Below are 19,076 nucleotides of genomic sequence, written 5' to 3' on the forward strand. Positions count from 1 at the left end.
ATACCTTTTTTTAAAGATTAGTGATAAGTTAAATTAGAGATAGCCGGGCTTCTGCCCTCATCTAACTGTAAACTTTTTATCAAATAGTGCAATACCTTCGCACCTGTTGCCGCGAAAGTTAATTGGCCTCTGGTCAAAAATCCTTGCTCAATCAACTTTACTCATCTCTAATCTCAAATCAACTAATCGCTAATTTATTACCTTTGCACCCGAATGAAAAATTTAGCCCAAGCCGAAGAGGACGAAGCACAGGAACTGGTGGCCCCCAAAACCTGGAAACAGCGCTTATGGAGCATCACCAAAGTGGTGCTTAAATTTGCGGTTACCTCGGTGCTGTTGTACTTCGTGTTCCGTAAGGTAAATTTTCAGGACGTTAAGTACAGGCTGCTGCATGCCAATTACTGGTGGATGTTTGCTGCGCTGTTAAGCTTTTTCGCCTCCATGGTGTTATCATCATGGCGTTTGTCCAGCTTCTTCAAATCCATCAGGCTTAAGCTCGACCCCAGGTTCAACTTCAGGTTATACCTGTTAGGTTTGTTTTATAATTTCCTGCTGCCCGGCGGTATCGGCGGCGACGGATACAAAATATACCTGCTTAATAAAAACTACAAGCTGCCGGCCAAAAAAGTGTTTTGGGCTATTATGTTTGATAGGTTAAGCGGCCTTTGGGCAATAGGTTTAATTATTGTTGCGCTCATATTTTTGATCCCGCAGATAGATATCCATATCGGTATACCTTTAAGCATTTTTGTAGTAGCATCGGGCCTATATTATTTTGTGGCTTATAAATTTTTCAGGGAGTACACGCTCTATTTTTGGCAGGCGCACCTAAAAGCTATAGGTGTGCAAAGCCTGCAATTGGTGGCCATTGTTTTTATTATGATAGGGCAGGATTTTGATGGCAAGTATTCGCCCTACCTGCTCTCGTTCCTGATATCGGCCCTGGCTACTATTGTGCCCATAAGTGTTGGCGGCGCGGGCATACGCGAAACCGTATTTACCTGGCTTACCAAATTTTTCCCGATGGAAAAAAGCCTGGCGGTATTTTTACCCGGCACATTTTATATCATATCATTACTGGTGGCCTTACTGGGTGTATACTACGTTATCCGCCCAAGCCGGTTGTCTGATGGGTTACCTAAGGCAGAAGATAATTTTGAAACTGGCGACAATTAAAATATTAAATTTTTTTCCCTGTTCGCCTGTCGCAATTATAGGCTATCTTTCTGCAAATTATCTGATACAGTAGTAATTTACCTAAACCTAATTTCCTAATTTTGGTTACTTATAAACCCGGAGCTAACTAATGAGCGATTTTAATGATTTTAATAACCCGCAGGTTGCGGCATTGCCACGCCATTTAAAGCAATTTATAGTTGACCAGCATTACGAGCACTACACACCGGTTGACCATGCCGTGTGGCGTTATGTAATGCGTCAGAACTACAGCTATTTAAAAGATGTGGCCTATTACCCATATATCCCGGGCCTGCAAAAGGCGGGGCTTACCATCGAGAAGATACCCGACTTGCAGGACATGAATAACGCGCTGGCCAAAATTGGCTGGGGAGCGGTGACGGTTGACGGATTTATACCGCCTGCCGCGTTTATGGAGTACCAGGCTTACCGGGTATTGGTTATAGCTGCAGACATACGCCAGTTAAAGCATATCGAATATACCCCTGCTCCCGATATTATTCACGAATCGGCAGGGCACGCGCCTATTATTGCTGATAAAGATTACCACCAATACCTGAGCTATTTTGGGTCGATAGGAGCTAAGGCCATGTTTAGCGCGCAGGATTTTGAATTGTATGAAGCCATTCGCGCTTTATCCATACTAAAGGAAATGCCTGATGCCGATGAAGCCGAAATACGAAAAGCCGATGAACTGGTTGCCTGGCACCAAAACAACATGGGCGAACCTTCTGAAATGGCGCTGCTGAGCCGCCTGCATTGGTGGACAGTAGAGTACGGGCTGATAGGTACTTTACAAGATCCTAAGATCTATGGCGCCGGGCTGTTATCGTCCATCGGCGAAAGCGCAAGTTGTATGAGCAACGAGGTTAAAAAGCTACCCTATACCATTGATGCAGTTAAATACAGTTACGATATCACCAAAACGCAGCCGCAGCTTTTTGTAACGCCTACTTTTCAAAACCTGATAGATGTGCTTGAAGAATTCGCCGATACTATGGCCTTTCGCAGGGGAGGTGCTTACGGGCTGCAAAAAGCCATCGAAAGCAAAAACACCTGCACCGCTGTATACAGTTCGGGGTTACAGGTATCCGGTACTTTTACGGAATTTAAAGCAGATAAAAATGGCAACCCAACATTTATCAAAACAACCGGCGAGACCGCTTTGGCAATTGATAGCAAACAGTTAAAAGGCCACGGGAAAAATTATCATAAAGATGGGTTCAGTTCGCCGGTGGGCAGGCTGCAGGGTTATGCCAAGCCACTTGAAGATTTTACTGCCGACGACCTGAAAACGGCCGGAATCGAAATCGGTAAAGCGGCTTCTCTTACTTTTGAAAACGGCATTAAAATTTCAGGAAAAGTAGCGGAAATTTCTTCAAAAAATTCAAGAATTTTCTTGGTAAAATTCGAAAATTGTACTGTTTTAGACGAGGCAAGACAAGTCTTGTTCGACCCCTCATGGGGTGTTTACGACATGGCTGTTGGTGAAACCATAACATCGGTTTTTTGTGGCGCGGCCGACAAGGATGCCTTCCTGGAGATAGCTTACAAATCGAATACCGGTACCCACCATCCCGAGTATGACCAACGTACAAAAGAGCTGCATAAGTTGTACCAGCAGGTACGCGACCGCCGACATACGGGCGGCGATCTTGGATTTTTAGGCAATGTGTGGATGATGCTCCAAAAATTTCATTACGACGACTGGCTGTGCGCCTTAGAGATACTGGAACTGTTAGAGCACGAAGGCGTAGAGCCGGCCCTGGCTACCGAAATAAGGCAGTTTTTAATTCAGAAAGCCGCAAACCAGCCCGAGTATAAGAAACTGATAAATGATGGCTTGTACCTCATTAAACATCCGGTAGAAGAACGGTTGGTTGTTTAAGATCTTCCACTATTTTTGCACAGAATTATATCATTCCCCTTAAGGGGGTTAGGGGGCTACATGAACATTATTATTACGGGCGCCAGCAGCGGCGTAGGGTTTGAAGCTGTATTAGAATTGATATTATCAGGTAAACACAAGGTAATAGCGCTTGCGCGTTCGCAGGATAAACTGACCCGCCTGCTTGAAATTGCCAAAGGCCTTAACCCCGAGTGCGAACTTTATGCCATAACCTTTGATATCGTGCATGATGATTACGCGGGGTTGCAGCAGTTCATCACCTCTAACTTTGACGGCCGCATTGATGTGCTGATAAATAACGCCGGCGTGCTGATAAACAAACCTTTTACGCAGTTGCTGGAAACCGACTTTGTAGAAATGCTGCAAAGTAATTATATAGGGCACGTGCGCATTATTCAAAGCTTGCTGCAATTTATGGGCGATGGCTCCCATATCCTTAACATCGGCAGTATGGGTGGCTTTCAGGGTAGCGCCAAATTTAATGGCCTTTCTGCGTACTCTGCAAGCAAGGCCGCTTTGCATACCTTGACCGAGTGCCTGGCGCAGGAGTTTGCTGAACAAGGCATAAAGGTAAACTGCCTGGCTCTTGGCTCGGCACAAACCGAAATGCTTGAACAAGCCTTCCCGGGTTACGAATCGCCGGTTATGGCGTTTGAAATGGGCAAATATATTGCTGATTTCGCGGTAACCGGTCAGCGCTTTTTTAACGGAAAGGTACTGCCTGTAGCAGTATCAACACCCTAATGCGCATTATAACTATTGACCCGCAGGCGCAATCCTGCCGGGCCGATATCAATGCTACTCTTGTGTTTTGAATCCTATTGTTAGCCGCACGGTCAGTGCACCCTGGCTTGTTCAATCTACGTTCATTCCTTGTTGCTTATTTTTATAAACTCATTTACCACCACTTCGGTTACGTAGCGTTTTACGCCATCCCTGTCGCTGTAACTGCGGGAAGCCAGCTTGCCTTCCACAAGTATGCTGTCGCCCTTTTTTAAAAAGCTTTCGGCCATGGTTGCCTGCGCACCCCACATCACCACATTATGCCATTGGGTGTCGGTAACCTTTTCGCCCTTATCGTTTTTGTAGCTCTCGTTGGTAGCTAACGACAGACGCGCCATTTTGCGATTATTATCAAAGGTCCTTACATCAGGGTCCATGCCTATGTTGCCTATTAACCTTACACTGTTTTTTATTGTTGCCATTGTATCGGGTTTTTATATTTAGAAAATTATATCCAGCACAAAATTGTGGTAGTGAGCAAAGTATATTCGGTTATTAAGCGCTTATAAACGACAGTATCCGTTTGCAAGCGTTTGCAAACGGATAAGTTTTTGTTTATCTTTAAGGTATGATCGCGGAAAGAAAATGCCTGGATTGCGGCACCTTGCTACATGGGCGTGCCGATAAAAAGTTTTGTAACGACCTGTGCCGTAACAACTACAATAATCAGCTTAATAGTAATAGCTACAACCTGGTGCGTAACATCAATAATGTATTACGCCGGAACCGCCGGATTATGGAAGAGCTAAACCCGGGAGGTAAAACCAGGGTAAGCCGCGAAAAGATGTTGCAAAAGGGTTTTGACTTTGACTATTTTACAAGCAGCTATCAAACACAGGCAGGAGCGAGGTACTATTACTGTTACGAGTACGGCTACCTGCCGCTTGATACCGACGACGTATTATTAGTTATAAGCAAAAAGGAAACCGACAAATTTGCAGGCGATGCACACAATTAAACATCTTTGAATTCCTGAGTCGCCGATTTTTTTGTGCCAAGAAGGCCCAGGCTCATGATAATGCTGGTGCCTAAAATCACCACAAACAATAAGCCTGTGCCGAGGGCGGGTATTTTAACTGATGCGGGAATATTATAAAAAAGCAGCACGCTGATCAGTCCGCGGGGAATGATGACCAGCTCAGGCATCAGGCCTGTACGTAAAACAATCTTAAGATATAAATACCTAACCAGGTATATCAGTAACAAAACCAAGCCGCCGTTTACTATGGTCATCCAGTTTTGCAGCTGATAAACATCCATGGTGTAGCCGAAAATAATAAAGAAGAAGGTGCGCATGATAAAAGCGCTCTCGGCCGATAGTTGAAACAGTTGCTTAATATCGTGCCCTAAGGTTGGATATATAAAGTACTTGCGAAACCAGCTGATATTTATCTGGCCGGCATTGTTTAGAAACAAACCCAGGGCTAAAACGATAATAAGCGACGATAAATGGTATGATTGCCCGACGCTGTAAACAAGGATCAGTATCGAAATTATCAGGAACGATTTGATATGGTGCGTTAGGCGGCCGATGAGGTACAGCAGCAACAGGCAGGAGCCGATGGCAACCAACAATATACCACCGAGTTCGGCGCTCAGCCTGGCAAAGGCCGATATGTTGATGGACTCATTACTGATCATGAAATTGAACAGTATTACTGCCAGGATATCCGAAAAGGACGACTCGTAAATGATAAATTCTTTTTTTTCTTTATTGATGCCCGATGCAGATGGAATAGCGATAGACGAACTTACTACACAAAAAGGTATGGCGTTAACAAAGCACTTATACACGCTTTCGCCGGTTATGTAGTAAAAGGCGCCGGTAATTAAGCAGGAAGTTAACAACAGTGTAGATAACGCCGAGAAAAAAGAAATTTTGATGACGCCGTTCTTATTTTTAGTATATTTAAGTTCAAGCGCGCCCTCAAATACAATCAGGATCAATCCCAGTGTACCTAAAGCAGGTAAGATGCTTGTGAAGTTAATTTTAAGCAGATTAAAGTAATCAACCGCCAGGCGGATACCTATCCCCAAAAATAGCAGCAGTATCACCGAGGGTATCTTGGTTTTACCTGCTATCAGATCAAACAGGTAACTGAATATTACCAGTCCGCTCAGTATAATTAATGTGGTGTAAGTAGTCAAATTAGTTTTTTATCGGGTAAACATACTATTAAATGCGCACGCCATCAACGTAAAAGGGTTGTGTTTGTTCGGCATTCATCATTTGGTAGTGCTGACTTAAATGACAAATCCATGAATGGCAATGCCTTTATCTTTTGTTTATTTGCTTAAAACAAAAGAATATGACACATCTGTTTTCGCCTATAAAAATAAAGAACATCAGTTTTAAGAACAGGATAGTGGTATCGCCTATGTGCCAATACTCCAGCACCGATGGTTTTGCAAATAACTGGCATCTGGTGCATTTAGGCAGCAGGGCTGTTGGTGGCGCCGGCCTGGTGATTACCGAGGCCACAGCCGTATCGCCCGAGGGGCGCATTAGTCCCGGCGATTTGGGTATCTGGAAAGATGAACACATTGCTAAACTGAAAGAAATTACAACGTTTATTGAAGAACATGGCGCGATAGCAGGTGTACAGCTTGCACATGCGGGCCGTAAGGCAAGCCATACCGAGCCATGGAATGGAGGCAAACAAATACAACCCGACGCGGAGAACGGGTGGCAAACTTTAGCACCGAGCGCGTTACCCTTTAGCCGGAGTGAAACAGCCCCAGCCGAAATGGACAAACCAGCCATGGCAAAGGTGATTGCAGATTTTAAGGAAGCGGCTGTCCGGGCATTGGCGGCTGGTTTTAAGGTGATTGAGTTGCACGGTGCACACGGATACCTGTTGCACGAATTTCTCTCACCCGTAAGCAATATTCGTACAGATGAATATGGCGGGTCGTTTGACAACCGCATACGCTTTTTACTGGAGATTATTGATGCGGTGAATGAGGTATGGCCGGCAAATAATCCGCTGTTTGTAAGACTATCAACAACTGAATGGACACCGGGCGCCTGGACAATAGATGATTCTATAGCGCTGGCGAAAATATTAATGGACAAAGGCGTAGACTTGATAGACTGCTCAACCGGTGGCAACGTTGCCGGTGCGCAGATACCGCTTAAGCCCGGCTACCAGGTGGAGTTTGCCGAAGCCATAAGGAAACAGGCAGGTATACTTACAGCAGCCGTTGGGCTGATCACGACGCCTGAACAAGCTGATGAGATCATACAAACTGGGCAGGCTGATATGGTGATAATGGCCCGTGAACTGCTGCGCGACCCACATTTTCCGTTGCGCGCGGCGCACCAGCTTGGCCACGACGTGAAATGGCCGGTACAATACGAGCGTGCCAAGTGGTAAAGGGAGTACGCATGGTAGTGTTACTCACTCCGCGGCACTTCGTGTGCGACCCTCTCTGCTTCGCAAAGAAGGTAAAGAAATAATACAGGTCTACCCTCTTTGCGCGAAGCGGAGAGAGGGTGGTCGAGCGAAGCGAAGAGCGGGTGAGTAAATCGCCGAATGGATCGCATCACATTTATCATTTAATTAACATCTAATATTTTTATACAACCTAACATATCGCTATTTTAGCAAAAACTCATTAAACAACATCAACTATGAAACGTACGGCAAACGCACATTGGAACGGCACCTTACAGGAAGGTAAGGGCGAGATCAGCACACAAAGTACTACGCTTAACAAAACTCAATATTCTTTTAAAACCCGCTTCGCTGATGGCGTGGGCACCAACCCCGAAGAACTGATAGCTGCCGCGCATGCGGGCTGCTTTACCATGGCGGTAGGGGCGGCATTATCGCAGCAGGGCATTACCCCTGGCGACCTGACCACCGACGCTATCCTTGAGCTTGATATGCAGGCGCTTGAAATTAAAGGCATCCACCTGGAGCTAAAGGCATCGGTAATAGATGGTGTTGACGAAGCTAAATTCAAAGAAGTTGCCGAAGGCGCAAAGTCTGGCTGTATTGTATCAAAGGCGCTTAGCGTGCCTATTACTTTAAATGTTACCTACGCTTAATAAGCTATAAATAACAATGCAGATAGCGATGGTGCAAACCATCGCTATTTTTGTTTGTAGGTATTGGTAAACAATGCCTCATGTTTAATACCTCCCGTTCCCGCATATCGCTTACCCTGACGTTTGCCCTGGTTATTACCGGGTTTTTGATCTTTCTTTTCTTTTACATCAAACACGAATTTAGCACTACGCGGACCGAGGTTACCGAAGATGCGATGGTAAGCAAAGTGATAGCTATGGGTAAGCTGGAGCTGGTTAAATATAGCATGAAGGATGTAGTAGAAAAGAAGGAACTGCACACAATACTGCCCGATTCGCGGGTGCTGTTCGTAGCGGTTGGAGAGGTTACGGCGTGCATAGATCTTACCAAGGTTAAAAAAGCCGACATAAGTCAGGGAAAGGACACGGTAAGTATAACACTTCCGCGCCCGGAGGTATGCTACGTAAAGCTCGATCATCAAAAATCACGCGTTTACGATGTATCGGGCGTTTGGTTTGCCGACAAAAGTAAGGAGATGGTGGAAGATGTTTACCGGCTAGCCGAAAGGAAAATGCTGAACGCCGCTACCGAAATGAACCTGCTGGGCAAGGCAAGGGAAAATGCCGGCCTGATATTTAAACCATTTCTTGAAAGTGTATCGGGCAAAAAGGTGGTAATAAAATTCAAGTGATTTTGACATAACCAAAATTTTAATTTAATGTAATATATTTAGGGGATTGTAATCTAATGTTATAATTCAATTAAATATGACCCTGAAAATTACTAAACTTTTGACCCTTACTGCGGTTGGTATAGCGGCCACATTGTGTGCAGTTGCCCAGCCAAGGTTACCCGAAGGCTACTTTTATAAAAAGTTGCCCAACGGCCTGGATGTTGTTGTTATCGAAAACAGCAAGGTACCACTTACCACTATTGAAATAGCTGTAAAAAATGGCGCCTATACCGAAGGCCCGGAATTTAGCGGCTTATCTCACCTTTTTGAACACATGTTTTTTAAGGCCAATAAAGATTATCCCGATCAGGAAAAATTCTTGAAACGCACGCAGGAACTTGGCGCTATCTGGAATGGTACAACAGGCAACGAGCGCGTAAATTATTATTTTACCATAGGCAAAGATAGTTTGGAAGCCGGGCTTAAACTGATGAACGCATCGGTACGTTTCCCGATTTACCGCGAAGAAGATATGAAAAAGGAGCGGCCCGTTGTTGACGGAGAGTTTCAGCGGAACGAGAGCAGCCCGGGCTTTCAGTTGTACTACGATATCAGCAAAAACCTTTGGGGCGACCTGATAACCCGTAAAATGCCGATAGGGATACATGAGGTGATCAATACCGCTACGCCCGAAAAGATGATGATCATCAAAAACAAATACTACTTTCCCAACAATAGCCTGCTTATTGTATGCGGCGATGTGAAGCATGAAGATGGCTTTAAAAAGGTAGAGGCTATTTTTGGCGATTGGGCCAGCAGCGGCTTCAACCCACACGAAAAATATCCCATACCCGCCTTTAAACCGGTTGAAAAGAGCGTAGCGTTTGTAAAAGAAATGTCGATAGCACGCACTCCGTTCATGATGTACGCATGGCAGGGGCCGGCTTACATGACAGACTCGGCTTCCACCGTTGCTGCTGATGTTTTCTCGACCATAACGGATTTAAACTCATCAAAATTACAACAGGCGCTTGTTGATAAAGGGCTTGCGTCATCGGCAGGTATCAGCTATGGTACCAGCCATTACACCGGTATGATATCGTTATTTGTGGTGCCTAACCCGGCAAAGATCAAAGAGTGTTATGATGAGATACAAAACCAGATGAGCCAATGGGGCAAAGCCGATTACTATACCGATGAACAGCTTGCTGATGCAAAAGCTATATTATTGCGTAATCACAGCCGCGAGCTCGAAAAACCGTCGTCGCTGCCATCGCAGTTAAGTTTTCAATGGTGCAGTACATCGTTTAATTACTATACCGATCTGACCGACAACTACCAGAAAGTTAGCCGCGCAGATATAGCTAAATATCTGAACACTTATATAGTGGGTAAACCAATGGTATCCGGAATAATATTAACGCCCGAGGCAAGCAAACAGGCAAATGTGGCTTCGTTTTTTGTAGCTAAATAATTAAATTGAAATTAAGATGAAGAAATATATATATCTATTGTTAATTGCCGCTGCCACAACAGGTGTTAAACCTGCCTTTGCCCAGCAAAAGGCATACGAAATGATGGTTGACGGCGTAAAGGTTATTGTTCAGCCAAGCGGTAACGACATTGTAGAGATACAAACCGTTATAAAAGGTGGGGTGCAAAATTACCCTGCCACAAAAATAGGTATCGAATCGATGGCTTTTAACGCCCTTACCGAATGCGGTACCTTAAAGCACAGCAAAAACGAATTTAAAAACCAACTTGATAAAATTAGTGCAGCCGTATATGGCGGCAGCAACAAAAACTTTTCGGTATTAAAATTAAACTGTATAAAAAGCGACCTTGAGACTGCCTGGCCTTTATACGTTGAGGCCATTACCATTCCTAAATTTGACGCCAAAGAGTTTGAGCGGATTAAACAGGACGCTATAACCAATTTGAAAGCACAGGACTCAGACCCGGACTACGCCATTGATAAATATGCCGATAAAGTGGCGTTTGCGGGCCGTGATTATGCTAAAGACCCAAGCGGAACACCTGAAACCATACAAAAGCTTACCGCCGAAGAAACTAAAGCTTATTATCATTCGATCTTAACAAAGTCGAGAATGCTGATAGTTGTAGTAGCCGACCTTGAACGTGCTGATATTGAAGCGAAGGTAAAGGGCATGCTTACCGGTATTAAACAAGGCGCCCCGTTTGAATTGAAGAAATCGTTTTTCAGGGCTTATAAAAATACCTTCTCGGCCGAAAACCGCGAACTGGCTACCAACTACGTTGAGGGCATTACCAGCGGGCCTGCACCCGGTACGCCGGATTTTGACGCCTTTAACGTGGCCATGCGAATATTCGCCGATAAGCACTTTTTGGATGTTCGTACTAATAACGGGCTATCGTATGCACCGCAATCATGGTTCAGCGTAGGGGCTACATCAGTTGCTAAGTTTTCGGTATCAACTACCGAGCCTGATAAATACATCAGGGTGTTTGATAAATTGGTTGACAGGATAAAAAGCCAGGGTTTTAACGCCGCCGAGGTTGCCGATATGAAGGTTACCTACTTAACCGGCTTTTATTATAAGAACGAAACCAATAGCGCGCAGGCATCGTCAATTGCTTCTAACGAGGTGCTGCATAACAACTGGAAACGCTCTTTAACACTTGCTGAGGACGTTAAAAAACTTACACCTCAACAGGTAAGCGATGCCTTCCGTAAATATATCGGCAACATTATTTGGGTTTATCAGGGCGATACCAAAAAGGTTAACCCGCTGCTGTTTACAAACGGCACACTAAACAAGGGCGATAACCCCGTAACGCATTAATTTAGTTCATTGTCGATGGTCCATAGTCCATAGATAAACAGGATCAATGAGAAAGAAGGTCTGCAGCGTATGGCTTGCAGACCTTCTTTTTACTATGGACTATAGACTATCTTGCTTTTTAGGCAACACCGCTTTGCGCTTATTGCGATTTCGCCACATTTCGCCCATATGGCGCGTGGGTACGTTATCGCCAAGCAGCTTACCCCATGGTTTAAGGTCGTCGATACGGTCGAACATTATTTTTAACACTGCCACAAAGGGTATAGACAGAAACATACCCGATACCCCCCAAAGCGCATTGCCCAGCAACACCACAATTATAGACATCAGCGCGTTTATTTGCACCTTAGATGACACAATACGGGGTACCAGTATATTATTATCAATAAACTGAATTACGATGTAGGCGATAATTACGCCCAACTGGGTAGAATAGCCATCTTTGGTTACAGTGGCCATTAAAACCGGCAGCGCTATAGCTATTATGCCGCCCAGATACGGTATCAGGTTTAGAATGGCGCCTATGCAACCTATTAATATGCCATACTTTACACCAAGTAATACCAGTGCCGCCGAGTTCATTGCGGCTACAATGATCATCTCTATCAGCAAACCAACTATATAGCTTTGTATGGCGCTTTTGGTCTCGCTTAGTACGTCGCTAACTTTTTTAGAGTTTTCTTCTGAAAAAACTTCGTATAAAAAATTAAGAATGAGGGTTTTATAAAACAGCATCAGAAAAATATATACAGGAAGCAAGAAGATAATGGCCAGCGTAGCTAAAACGCCGTTAACAGTACGGCCAAGCACGGCCTGGCTGTTTTTTAGCCCATCTTTAAGCATTTGTTCCTGCTTGGATATTTTTACGCCGAAAGTGGTCTGTATCCAGTTTTTCAGGTCGGCGGTTATGGCCTCAAACTTTTTTTGCAGCATGGGCAGCGAATCGCCGAATTGCGCTATCTGCGTGCTCAGGAAATAAAACACGGTAGCTACAACAATTATCATGATGAGCATAGCTATTGCAATAGATAGCGCTTTGGGCACTTTGTAACGCTGTAAACGGTTTACAAGCGGGTTCAGTAATATGGCTAAAAAGGCCGCGAATGCAAGCGGCACCAGTATATCTGCCAACTGTATCATTATATACACCAACAAAACAAGTCCAAACAGCACAGCAGTGCTTTGGATGTAAAAAGGCTGATCTTTAATTTTTATCGACATGTAGCTGTGTTTTCATATAACCCAAAAGGAGCGTAGCGGGTAATTGTTTGAAGATAACAAAAAGCGCTTGTAAAAAGCGATAGGATTTATATTGAGCTTACTGTAGGGATATTATTCGGAGCGGTACCTGCGGCAAGGGCAAAGCCCAATTCGGTGCCTTCGTTTAAAACGCTTTTGGCCCATATTTCGCCATTGTACTTTTCAATCAGGTCTTTGCAAAAAATAAGGCCCATACCTGTGCCACTTTCGTTCATGGTGCCGAAGTGGCTTGTTACCTTGCTGATGAACAACCGGTTAAGCTGCTCTGTGCTCATGCCTGTACCGTGGTCGGTAACTGTAAAATATACTTTTTGGTTATCCATACGGGCTGCTATTTCAATTACACTGTTCAGGTACGAAAACTTGATGGCGTTGGTTAAAAAGTTATGTATCACAATCCTGACGGAGTTTGGATCGGCAAATGCCATATGGCCGGGGCCAACCTTATTTACGGCGGTAATGTTTTTTAATTTGAGCTGATCTTCAAGGTTAGCCAGCTCGACTTTTACGAGATCGCATAAGCAAAAGCTTTTGGTAGTATCTTTAATATTATCTACCTGGCTGTTTATCCAAAATAAAAGGGTGTCTAAAAAGTCTGATGTATGCTCCAGCTTACTAAAAACCCCGGGCACCATTCCAATAAATTCGGTGTGGCTAATATCTTTATCGGCCATTAACGCAAACATGCCCCTTAAGGTACTTAAAGGCGCGCGCAGGTCGTGGGCTAATACTCCTATTAAGCGGTCTTTTAATATATTAAGTTCATTAAGCTTATCGGTTTGTGTTAATACCTCTCTGTTTCTATCGGCCAATAACGCATTTACTTTAACCTGTTTGCGCTTTTCGTTGTAGTAAACAACAAGCATTATGGTAATTACGACAATAATTACAGCCGCAACAATATTGGTGCGTTTTTGCTCTGCTATTTTTTCTACAAGCAAAGCCTCTTTCTGGCTGGTTGTACGCTGATTTTTTTCGAACTCAATCGCCATGTTGTACGATAGAAGTTTCTGTAAGCTTTCATCGTCTCTAAGGCTATCTTTTAGTGTTAAATACAGCTGGTTTTGCTTGTATGCCTGCTCAAAACGTCCTAAGCCGGCAAGGGCTTTACTTAGTTGCAGGGTTGCTTCTACCCGGGTGTCAAGGCTTTGCAGGTTATCGGCAGTTTGCTGGGCAAGTACCGCGTATTTGTAAGCGGCCGGGTAATTTTTTTCGAGGTTATATATCAGCGCCAGCCCTCTGTAAGCATATGCTTTATTATATTTTATATTATTTTTTGATGCCGATTGCAGTGACTTATTAAGATAATACAAAGCCGAATCGGGCTTGGAAGTATAATAATGATATAATCCCAAATCGTAATAAATAAGGCTTATACCTTCCTCATCGCCAAGGGCATGATATATTGCAGATGCACGTTTAAAGTAATCAATAGCTTTATCATACTTTTTTTGCGACATCATCACCTCGCCTATATTTTGGTATATAGTGCTTATGCCTTGCTTATCGTTTAACTTTAGCCAAAGCTTATTTGCTTTATTAAAATATTCGAGGGCCTTAGGGTAAAGCTCCAGGTGCTGCATTACCACACCTATATTGCAATAATTATCGGCAGCAGAAAGCTGATCGTTAAGCCTGATATCGATAATAAGTGATTTGAAATAATAATCGAGCGCCCGGCTAAACTTACCTTTATTGTCGTAGGTAATGCCCAGGATTGCGTAACAATCGGCAATGTCTATTTCTTTACCAAGTTTTTTACGAATAATTAGTGCCTTTTCAAAAAAGCTGATAGCTGCGTCGTAGTCGCCCAAAAAATCCTGCACACGGCCAAGGCCCACATAAGCATCGCTTACGCCACGCTTGTTATTGTTTTGGTTGTATAAAAGCAGCGCTATGTTATAATGCTTTTTGGCTGCTGCATAATCGCCTTTAAAGGAGTTTACCCGTGCAAGGTTTACATACGCCTGGGCTATACCGTTCTGATAATTGATTTTTTTTGCCGTGCTGATGGCCATTTCTGAATAGTAGGCTGTACTATCCGGCGCTGATTCGTAGTACTCGTCGGCAAGTTTATTTAAATGATTAACAGTTAAAGTGTCGTTAGTCTTTACCCGGCCATTAGCAAAAAAAAGCTGTTTTTTTAAACTATCTGCCTGCTTTGAGGAAGGAGCTAACGCAGTTATACCAACTGTATTAAGAAAAAGTAGGAAAGTATAAATAGGTTTCAACCTCGGTTTACAATAATCGTTTAAAGGTATAAAGTTTATTGCGCTTAACTAAAAGATTTAACCCTATCTAACAAATTTATAACCTGTATAAATAATATCGGCAAAATTAAAAATCAAAAGCGCCGGTTAATCCCGGCGCTTTTGGTTGCGTATCGTCTTCGAATTTGGTATTTCCGAACTACCTATCCCAATAGGTTTTTCCAGCTCACCATGCTGCCAATAATCTTTTCCAGATCAGCGGCAGGTACACGTTCCTGCGCCATGGTATCGCGGTGGCGAATGGTTACGGTGTTATCTTCAAGCGTTTGATGGTCTATAGTGATGCAAAAAGGCGTACCGATGGCATCCTGGCGGCGGTAGCGTTTGCCAATAGCATCTTTTTCCTCGTATTGCAGGTTAAAGTCAAGCTTTAGCTTATCCATTATCTCTCTGGCCTTTTCGGGCAGCCCGTCTTTTTTGGTTAGCGGGAATATTGCCGCCTTAACCGGGGCAAGGCATGGGTGCAGGCGCAACACGGTGCGGCTGTCCTGTTTCTCAGGTGTGCTCAGATCTTCCTCTTCGTAGGCGTTTATCATGGTTAGTAAAAACATCCTGTCTAACCCTATCGAGGTTTCGATAACATAAGGGATGTAGTTACCATAAGGTTTGCCGTCTTCGCCCAGTTCGGGGTCAAAGTACTGCATTTTTTTACGTGAGAATTTTTCGTGCTGGCTCAGGTCAAAATCGGTACGGCTGTGTATGCCTTCAACCTCTTTAAAGCCAAACGGGAATTCAAACTCAATATCGTAAGCGGCATCGGCATAGTGGGCCAGTTTGGTATGTTCGTGGTAACGGTACTTTTCGGGGGCGGTTCCTAAGGCAAGGTGCCATTTAAGACGGTTTGCCTTCCATTTATCAAACCATTCGCGCTGTGTGCCGGGTCTAACGAAGAACTGCATTTCCATTTGTTCAAACTCGCGCATGCGGATGATAAACTGGCGGGCAATAACCTCGTTACGGAAAGCTTTACCAATTTGCGCAATACCAAACGGTATTTTCATCCTGCCAGATTTTTGCACGTTAAGATAATTTACAAATATCCCCTGCGCAGTTTCTGGGCGCAGGTAAACTACGTCGGCATCATCGGCCACCGCCCCCATCTGGGTGCTGAACATCAGGTTAAACTGGCGTACATCCGTCCAGTTGGCGGTGCCGCTTATAGGGCATTTTATATTTTGGGCTATTATCAGTTCGCGCAGGCGGGGCAGGTCTTCGGCCTTTAGGGCGTTATCCATCTCTATCTGTAGTTCCTCAGCCTCACTGGTTTTGCCTTCCTCGTCAAGTTTGGCAATGCGGTCTTCCAGCAATTGATCGGCACGATAGCGTTTTTTACTGTCCTTATTATCTATCATCGGGTCGCTGAAGCCGTCAACGTGGCCGCTGGCTTTCCAGATGGTTGGGTGCATAAATATGGCCGAATCGATACCAACAATGTTATCATGCATTTGAACCATGGCTTTCCACCAGTACGTTTTGATGTTGTTTTTTAACTCCGACCCGTTTTGGCCGTAATCGTAAACGGCGCTAAGGCCATCATATATCTCGCTCGATTGAAAAACAAAGCCATATTCCTTGCAATGCGATATTACATTCTTAAAAAGTTCGTCGGTTGGGTTGCTCATAATAGGGCAAAGATAGTTTTTCGTTTGGAAGTCCGAAAGTCGGAAAGTCGCAAGAAAAAATTTGAAATTTTGCTTCCACTATCTATCTATCGGACTTACGGTCTTTCGGACTTTCCGACTTAATCTCTAACTTTACCGCATGAGCATACAGGTGCAAGCTTTAACAAAAGTTTACGGGCAGCAAAAAGCTGTCGATGGTATTTCATTCAATGCGGGTACCGGGGTGCTCGGCTTTTTAGGGCCAAACGGCGCGGGCAAAAGTACCACTATGAAAATGCTCACCTGCTTTATCCCGCAAACGTCAGGCACCGCGTCTGTCTGCGGTTTTGATATCAACAGGCAACCGCTGGATGTAAAACGCAACATTGGCTACCTGCCCGAGAGCAACCCGCTTTACACCGATATGTATGTAAAGGAATCGCTGGCGTTTATGGCGGGTATACATGGCATACACGAACCTGCCCGGAGTATTGCTGAAGTTATTGAACAAACCGGACTTGGCCCCGAGCAGCATAAAAAAATAAGTCAGCTATCAAAAGGCTACCGCCAGCGGGTAGGCCTTGCACAGGCAATACTACACAACCCGCAGGTATTGATACTGGACGAACCCACCTCGGGCCTGGACCCGAACCAATTGATCGGCATAAGGCAACTGATAACCGACCTGGGGAAAACAAAAACCATTATCCTTTCTACCCATATTATGCAGGAGGTTGAGGCGGTTTGCCAGCGGGTTATCATCGTTAACAGCGGCAAGATAGTGGCTGATGATTCGCTCGCCGGCTTACGGAAAAGTAATAATGGCAATTCGCTCGAAAATATTTTTATTGGTCTCACCAATAATTTATCAGGCAATTGAAATTTAAAATCATTTTATCGCCAGTTGCATTTTCTATATAAATAGGTTGATTTGCAATATGTTGTAATAACTTTTCGTTAATAAAAATACGAATTTGGAGCCATATTGAGTTTTTTTTAACGAAATTGAAAACTATATGCCATCATTTTTGTCATCATTGACGATAGCAGTAAATGCAAAATTTATACTTTATTAAAAAAATGACTATGAAAAAATTATTATTGGCAATCCTGTTTGTAGGAAGTGCATCGGCTACATGTTTAGCCCAGGCAAATCAAGGCAGTAAATTTAACATTGGTGTAGAGGCTGGTTTGCCGGTTGGTTCTACCCATGACCTTTACAATTCTGTTATAGGTGGTTCTATCAAATATGAACTTTCTGTAGCCAGCAGTACTTTCTTAACTCTTTCTGCCGGTTACAATAGTTTTCATTCAACTGATGATTACCAGGCAGTTGGTGCTAAATCATCAGTTGGTTTTGTGCCCCTTAAAGCAGGTTTAAAGTATTATTTTAACGAAGGCTTTTTTGGCGAAGGCCAGTTAGGTGTTGCAATTAACACTGTTAAAGATGGTGGATCTGCATTTGCATACTCGCCGGGTATTGGTTACTCGTTTGATGGTGGCCTGGAGGCGGGCGTTCGTTATGAAGGCTGGTCAAAAGGTGGCACCATAAGCCAGGTAGGCCTGCGTGTTGGTTACAGATTCTAATATCGAAACACCTGTACAAACAAGAAAGACCCGCGAGAATGCGGGTCTTTCTTGTTTAATATACTTTGATATAACAGTGATAGAACGACATAAAGCCGACATCGGAAAAAGATCCGGGATGATTTTTATGGTGTTAAAGCAGGTCGGATATACCATACATTTTGATGCTGTTGTACGCGGCCCTGCCCGGTGTCAGCTTACCCTTTTGCCGGGGTGAAATAAGGCGTTTATATACCCTGTAGTTAAGTGAATTAACATACGCGAAATCCGGTATTAACAATCGGAAGGGGCGGCGTAAATTTTGTCGGATAATTTTGTTTTTTTGGAATATAGTTTATTTTTGTTGCTATTAATCAACCTTTTACAATTAAATTATGAAAAAATTACTATTGTTATTCGTAGTTGTAGCATGCGCAGCATTCTCTGCATCGGCACAGTCAGACAAAGCAAAATTCAGCATTGGTTTTGAAGGCGGTTTACCTATTGGTTCTACCGGCGATGTTTACAGTGTGGCATTGGGTGGTTCGTTAAAATACGAGATGCCAATTGCTACCGGTACTATGTTCACCTTATCTGGTGGGTATACATCTTTTAAAGTTAAAGATACATTTGGTGGCGGTTCGGTTGGGTTTGTTCCTGCAAAAGCCGGTATCAAATATTTCTTTAGCGATGGCTTTTATGGCGAAGCGCAGGCTGGTGCTGCATTTAACACCGAAAGCGGTGGCGGTACAGCGTTTGCCTACTCTCCGGGTATTGGTTACGCGCTCGAGGGCGGTTTTGACATCGGCGTTAGATATGAGGCCTGGTCAAAAAGTGGTACAATCAGCCAAATTGGTGTACGAATAGCGTATGGTTTCTAAAAAAACAGCAATTAAATTGAAAAAGCCCGGAATATTTCGGGCTTTTTCAATTTATGGCTCATACTGATTTGGACCGG

17 protein-coding genes are annotated in these 19,076 nt (G+C 43.9%); 12 read left to right on the forward strand and 5 right to left on the reverse strand.

The features are described from left to right. The first annotated feature begins 213 nt into the window (after positions 1-213). From HDC91_RS17730 to HDC91_RS17740, 3 genes are all read left to right on the forward strand, one after another. Positions 214-1,176, forward strand: a complete 963-nt coding sequence (locus HDC91_RS17730; protein ID WP_183554470.1) for a lysylphosphatidylglycerol synthase transmembrane domain-containing protein — start codon at positions 214-216, stop codon at positions 1,174-1,176. 130 nt (positions 1,177-1,306) lie between these two features. Further along, entirely contained in the window at positions 1,307-3,085 is a 1,779-nt protein-coding gene (locus HDC91_RS17735; protein ID WP_183554472.1) for an aromatic amino acid hydroxylase, read from the forward strand. Between the two features lie 60 nt (positions 3,086-3,145). After that, on the forward strand, positions 3,146-3,850 hold the full coding sequence (locus tag HDC91_RS17740) for an SDR family oxidoreductase (RefSeq protein ID WP_183554474.1): 705 nt from the start codon (positions 3,146-3,148) through the stop codon (positions 3,848-3,850). Between the two features lie 122 nt (positions 3,851-3,972). Here the strand turns inward: HDC91_RS17740 and HDC91_RS17745 are convergent, their stop codons facing one another. Then, on the reverse strand, positions 3,973-4,311 hold the full coding sequence (locus HDC91_RS17745; protein WP_183554476.1) for a single-stranded DNA-binding protein: 339 nt from the start codon (positions 4,309-4,311) through the stop codon (positions 3,973-3,975). 146 nt (positions 4,312-4,457) lie between these two features. Between HDC91_RS17745 and HDC91_RS17750 the strand changes: the two genes are divergently transcribed. Continuing rightward, positions 4,458-4,847 carry a hypothetical protein gene (locus HDC91_RS17750; RefSeq protein ID WP_183554479.1) on the forward strand — a complete coding sequence of 130 codons (390 nt, stop codon included), beginning with the start codon at positions 4,458-4,460 and terminating at the stop codon, positions 4,845-4,847. On the opposite strand, the gene HDC91_RS17755 is transcribed toward HDC91_RS17750, so the two are convergent. Beyond that, entirely contained in the window at positions 4,844-6,037 is a 1,194-nt protein-coding gene (locus tag HDC91_RS17755; protein WP_183554480.1) for a cation:proton antiporter, read from the reverse strand. The two genes, HDC91_RS17750 and HDC91_RS17755, sit on opposite strands and share 4 nt — an antisense overlap. A gap of 161 nt (positions 6,038-6,198) precedes the next feature. On the opposite strand from HDC91_RS17755, the gene namA reads away from it, so the two are divergent. From namA to HDC91_RS17780, 5 genes are all read left to right on the forward strand, one after another. Beyond that, positions 6,199-7,266, forward strand: coding sequence for an NADPH dehydrogenase NamA (namA, locus tag HDC91_RS17760; protein WP_183554482.1), 1,068 nt, complete (start codon positions 6,199-6,201; stop codon positions 7,264-7,266). Between the two features lie 257 nt (positions 7,267-7,523). Beyond that, positions 7,524-7,943, forward strand: a complete 420-nt coding sequence (locus HDC91_RS17765) for an OsmC family protein (RefSeq protein WP_183554484.1) — start codon at positions 7,524-7,526, stop codon at positions 7,941-7,943. 80 nt (positions 7,944-8,023) lie between these two features. Then, complete coding sequence (locus HDC91_RS17770; RefSeq protein ID WP_183554485.1) at positions 8,024-8,614, forward strand: DUF4230 domain-containing protein; 591 nt, start codon at positions 8,024-8,026, stop codon at positions 8,612-8,614. Positions 8,615-8,690: 76 nt separating this feature from the next. Continuing rightward, complete coding sequence (locus HDC91_RS17775; RefSeq protein WP_162433041.1) at positions 8,691-10,070, forward strand: pitrilysin family protein; 1,380 nt, start codon at positions 8,691-8,693, stop codon at positions 10,068-10,070. A gap of 16 nt (positions 10,071-10,086) precedes the next feature. Continuing rightward, positions 10,087-11,421, forward strand: coding sequence for a pitrilysin family protein (locus tag HDC91_RS17780; RefSeq protein ID WP_183554486.1), 1,335 nt, complete (start codon positions 10,087-10,089; stop codon positions 11,419-11,421). A 99-nt stretch (positions 11,422-11,520) separates the two neighbouring features. Here HDC91_RS17780 and HDC91_RS17785 read toward each other — a convergent pair whose 3' ends face one another. The 3 genes from HDC91_RS17785 to HDC91_RS17795 form a co-directional block, all read right to left on the reverse strand. Further along, positions 11,521-12,642: an AI-2E family transporter gene (locus tag HDC91_RS17785; protein WP_183554487.1), complete on the reverse strand. Its 1,122-nt coding sequence runs from the start codon at positions 12,640-12,642 to the stop codon at positions 11,521-11,523. A gap of 86 nt (positions 12,643-12,728) precedes the next feature. Then, complete coding sequence (locus HDC91_RS17790) at positions 12,729-14,912, reverse strand: tetratricopeptide repeat protein (RefSeq protein ID WP_183554488.1); 2,184 nt, start codon at positions 14,910-14,912, stop codon at positions 12,729-12,731. Between the two features lie 182 nt (positions 14,913-15,094). Next, positions 15,095-16,573 carry a glycine--tRNA ligase gene (locus tag HDC91_RS17795; RefSeq protein WP_183554489.1) on the reverse strand — a complete coding sequence of 493 codons (1,479 nt, stop codon included), beginning with the start codon at positions 16,571-16,573 and terminating at the stop codon, positions 15,095-15,097. A gap of 139 nt (positions 16,574-16,712) precedes the next feature. Here HDC91_RS17795 and HDC91_RS17800 point away from each other — a divergent pair, with 139 nt between their 5' ends. From HDC91_RS17800 to HDC91_RS17810, 3 genes are all read left to right on the forward strand, one after another. Further along, positions 16,713-17,432, forward strand: a complete 720-nt coding sequence (locus tag HDC91_RS17800; protein ID WP_183554491.1) for an ATP-binding cassette domain-containing protein — start codon at positions 16,713-16,715, stop codon at positions 17,430-17,432. A gap of 206 nt (positions 17,433-17,638) precedes the next feature. Next, complete coding sequence (locus HDC91_RS17805) at positions 17,639-18,139, forward strand: hypothetical protein (protein WP_162433036.1); 501 nt, start codon at positions 17,639-17,641, stop codon at positions 18,137-18,139. 374 nt (positions 18,140-18,513) lie between these two features. Further along, positions 18,514-18,999 carry a hypothetical protein gene (locus HDC91_RS17810; protein WP_183554492.1) on the forward strand — a complete coding sequence of 162 codons (486 nt, stop codon included), beginning with the start codon at positions 18,514-18,516 and terminating at the stop codon, positions 18,997-18,999. The last annotated feature ends 77 nt before the right edge of the window (positions 19,000-19,076 follow it).

It is taken from the genome of Mucilaginibacter sp. AK015 (assembly GCF_014200785.1).
In the GTDB taxonomy this organism is placed as follows: domain Bacteria; phylum Bacteroidota; class Bacteroidia; order Sphingobacteriales; family Sphingobacteriaceae; genus Mucilaginibacter.

Excerpts from the sequence above, each read along its gene's own strand:
- HDC91_RS17765 (WP_183554484.1), top strand. The coding sequence starts at position 7,524 with ATGAAACGTACGGCAAACGCACATTGGAACGGCACCTTACAGGAAGGT.
- HDC91_RS17795 (WP_183554489.1), bottom strand. The coding sequence starts at position 16,573 with ATGAGCAACCCAACCGACGAACTTTTTAAGAATGTAATATCGCATTGC.
- HDC91_RS17785 (WP_183554487.1), bottom strand. The coding sequence starts at position 12,642 with ATGTCGATAAAAATTAAAGATCAGCCTTTTTACATCCAAAGCACTGCT.
- HDC91_RS17770 (WP_183554485.1), top strand. The coding sequence starts at position 8,024 with ATGTTTAATACCTCCCGTTCCCGCATATCGCTTACCCTGACGTTTGCC.
- HDC91_RS17745 (WP_183554476.1), bottom strand. The coding sequence starts at position 4,311 with ATGGCAACAATAAAAAACAGTGTAAGGTTAATAGGCAACATAGGCATG.
- HDC91_RS17735 (WP_183554472.1), top strand. The coding sequence starts at position 1,307 with ATGAGCGATTTTAATGATTTTAATAACCCGCAGGTTGCGGCATTGCCA.
- namA (WP_183554482.1), top strand. The coding sequence starts at position 6,199 with ATGACACATCTGTTTTCGCCTATAAAAATAAAGAACATCAGTTTTAAG.
- HDC91_RS17810 (WP_183554492.1), top strand. The coding sequence starts at position 18,514 with ATGAAAAAATTACTATTGTTATTCGTAGTTGTAGCATGCGCAGCATTC.
- HDC91_RS17740 (WP_183554474.1), top strand. The coding sequence starts at position 3,146 with ATGAACATTATTATTACGGGCGCCAGCAGCGGCGTAGGGTTTGAAGCT.
- HDC91_RS17730 (WP_183554470.1), top strand. The coding sequence starts at position 214 with ATGAAAAATTTAGCCCAAGCCGAAGAGGACGAAGCACAGGAACTGGTG.
- HDC91_RS17750 (WP_183554479.1), top strand. The coding sequence starts at position 4,458 with ATGATCGCGGAAAGAAAATGCCTGGATTGCGGCACCTTGCTACATGGG.
- HDC91_RS17805 (WP_162433036.1), top strand. The coding sequence starts at position 17,639 with ATGAAAAAATTATTATTGGCAATCCTGTTTGTAGGAAGTGCATCGGCT.
- HDC91_RS17775 (WP_162433041.1), top strand. The coding sequence starts at position 8,691 with ATGACCCTGAAAATTACTAAACTTTTGACCCTTACTGCGGTTGGTATA.
- HDC91_RS17780 (WP_183554486.1), top strand. The coding sequence starts at position 10,087 with ATGAAGAAATATATATATCTATTGTTAATTGCCGCTGCCACAACAGGT.
- HDC91_RS17800 (WP_183554491.1), top strand. The coding sequence starts at position 16,713 with ATGAGCATACAGGTGCAAGCTTTAACAAAAGTTTACGGGCAGCAAAAA.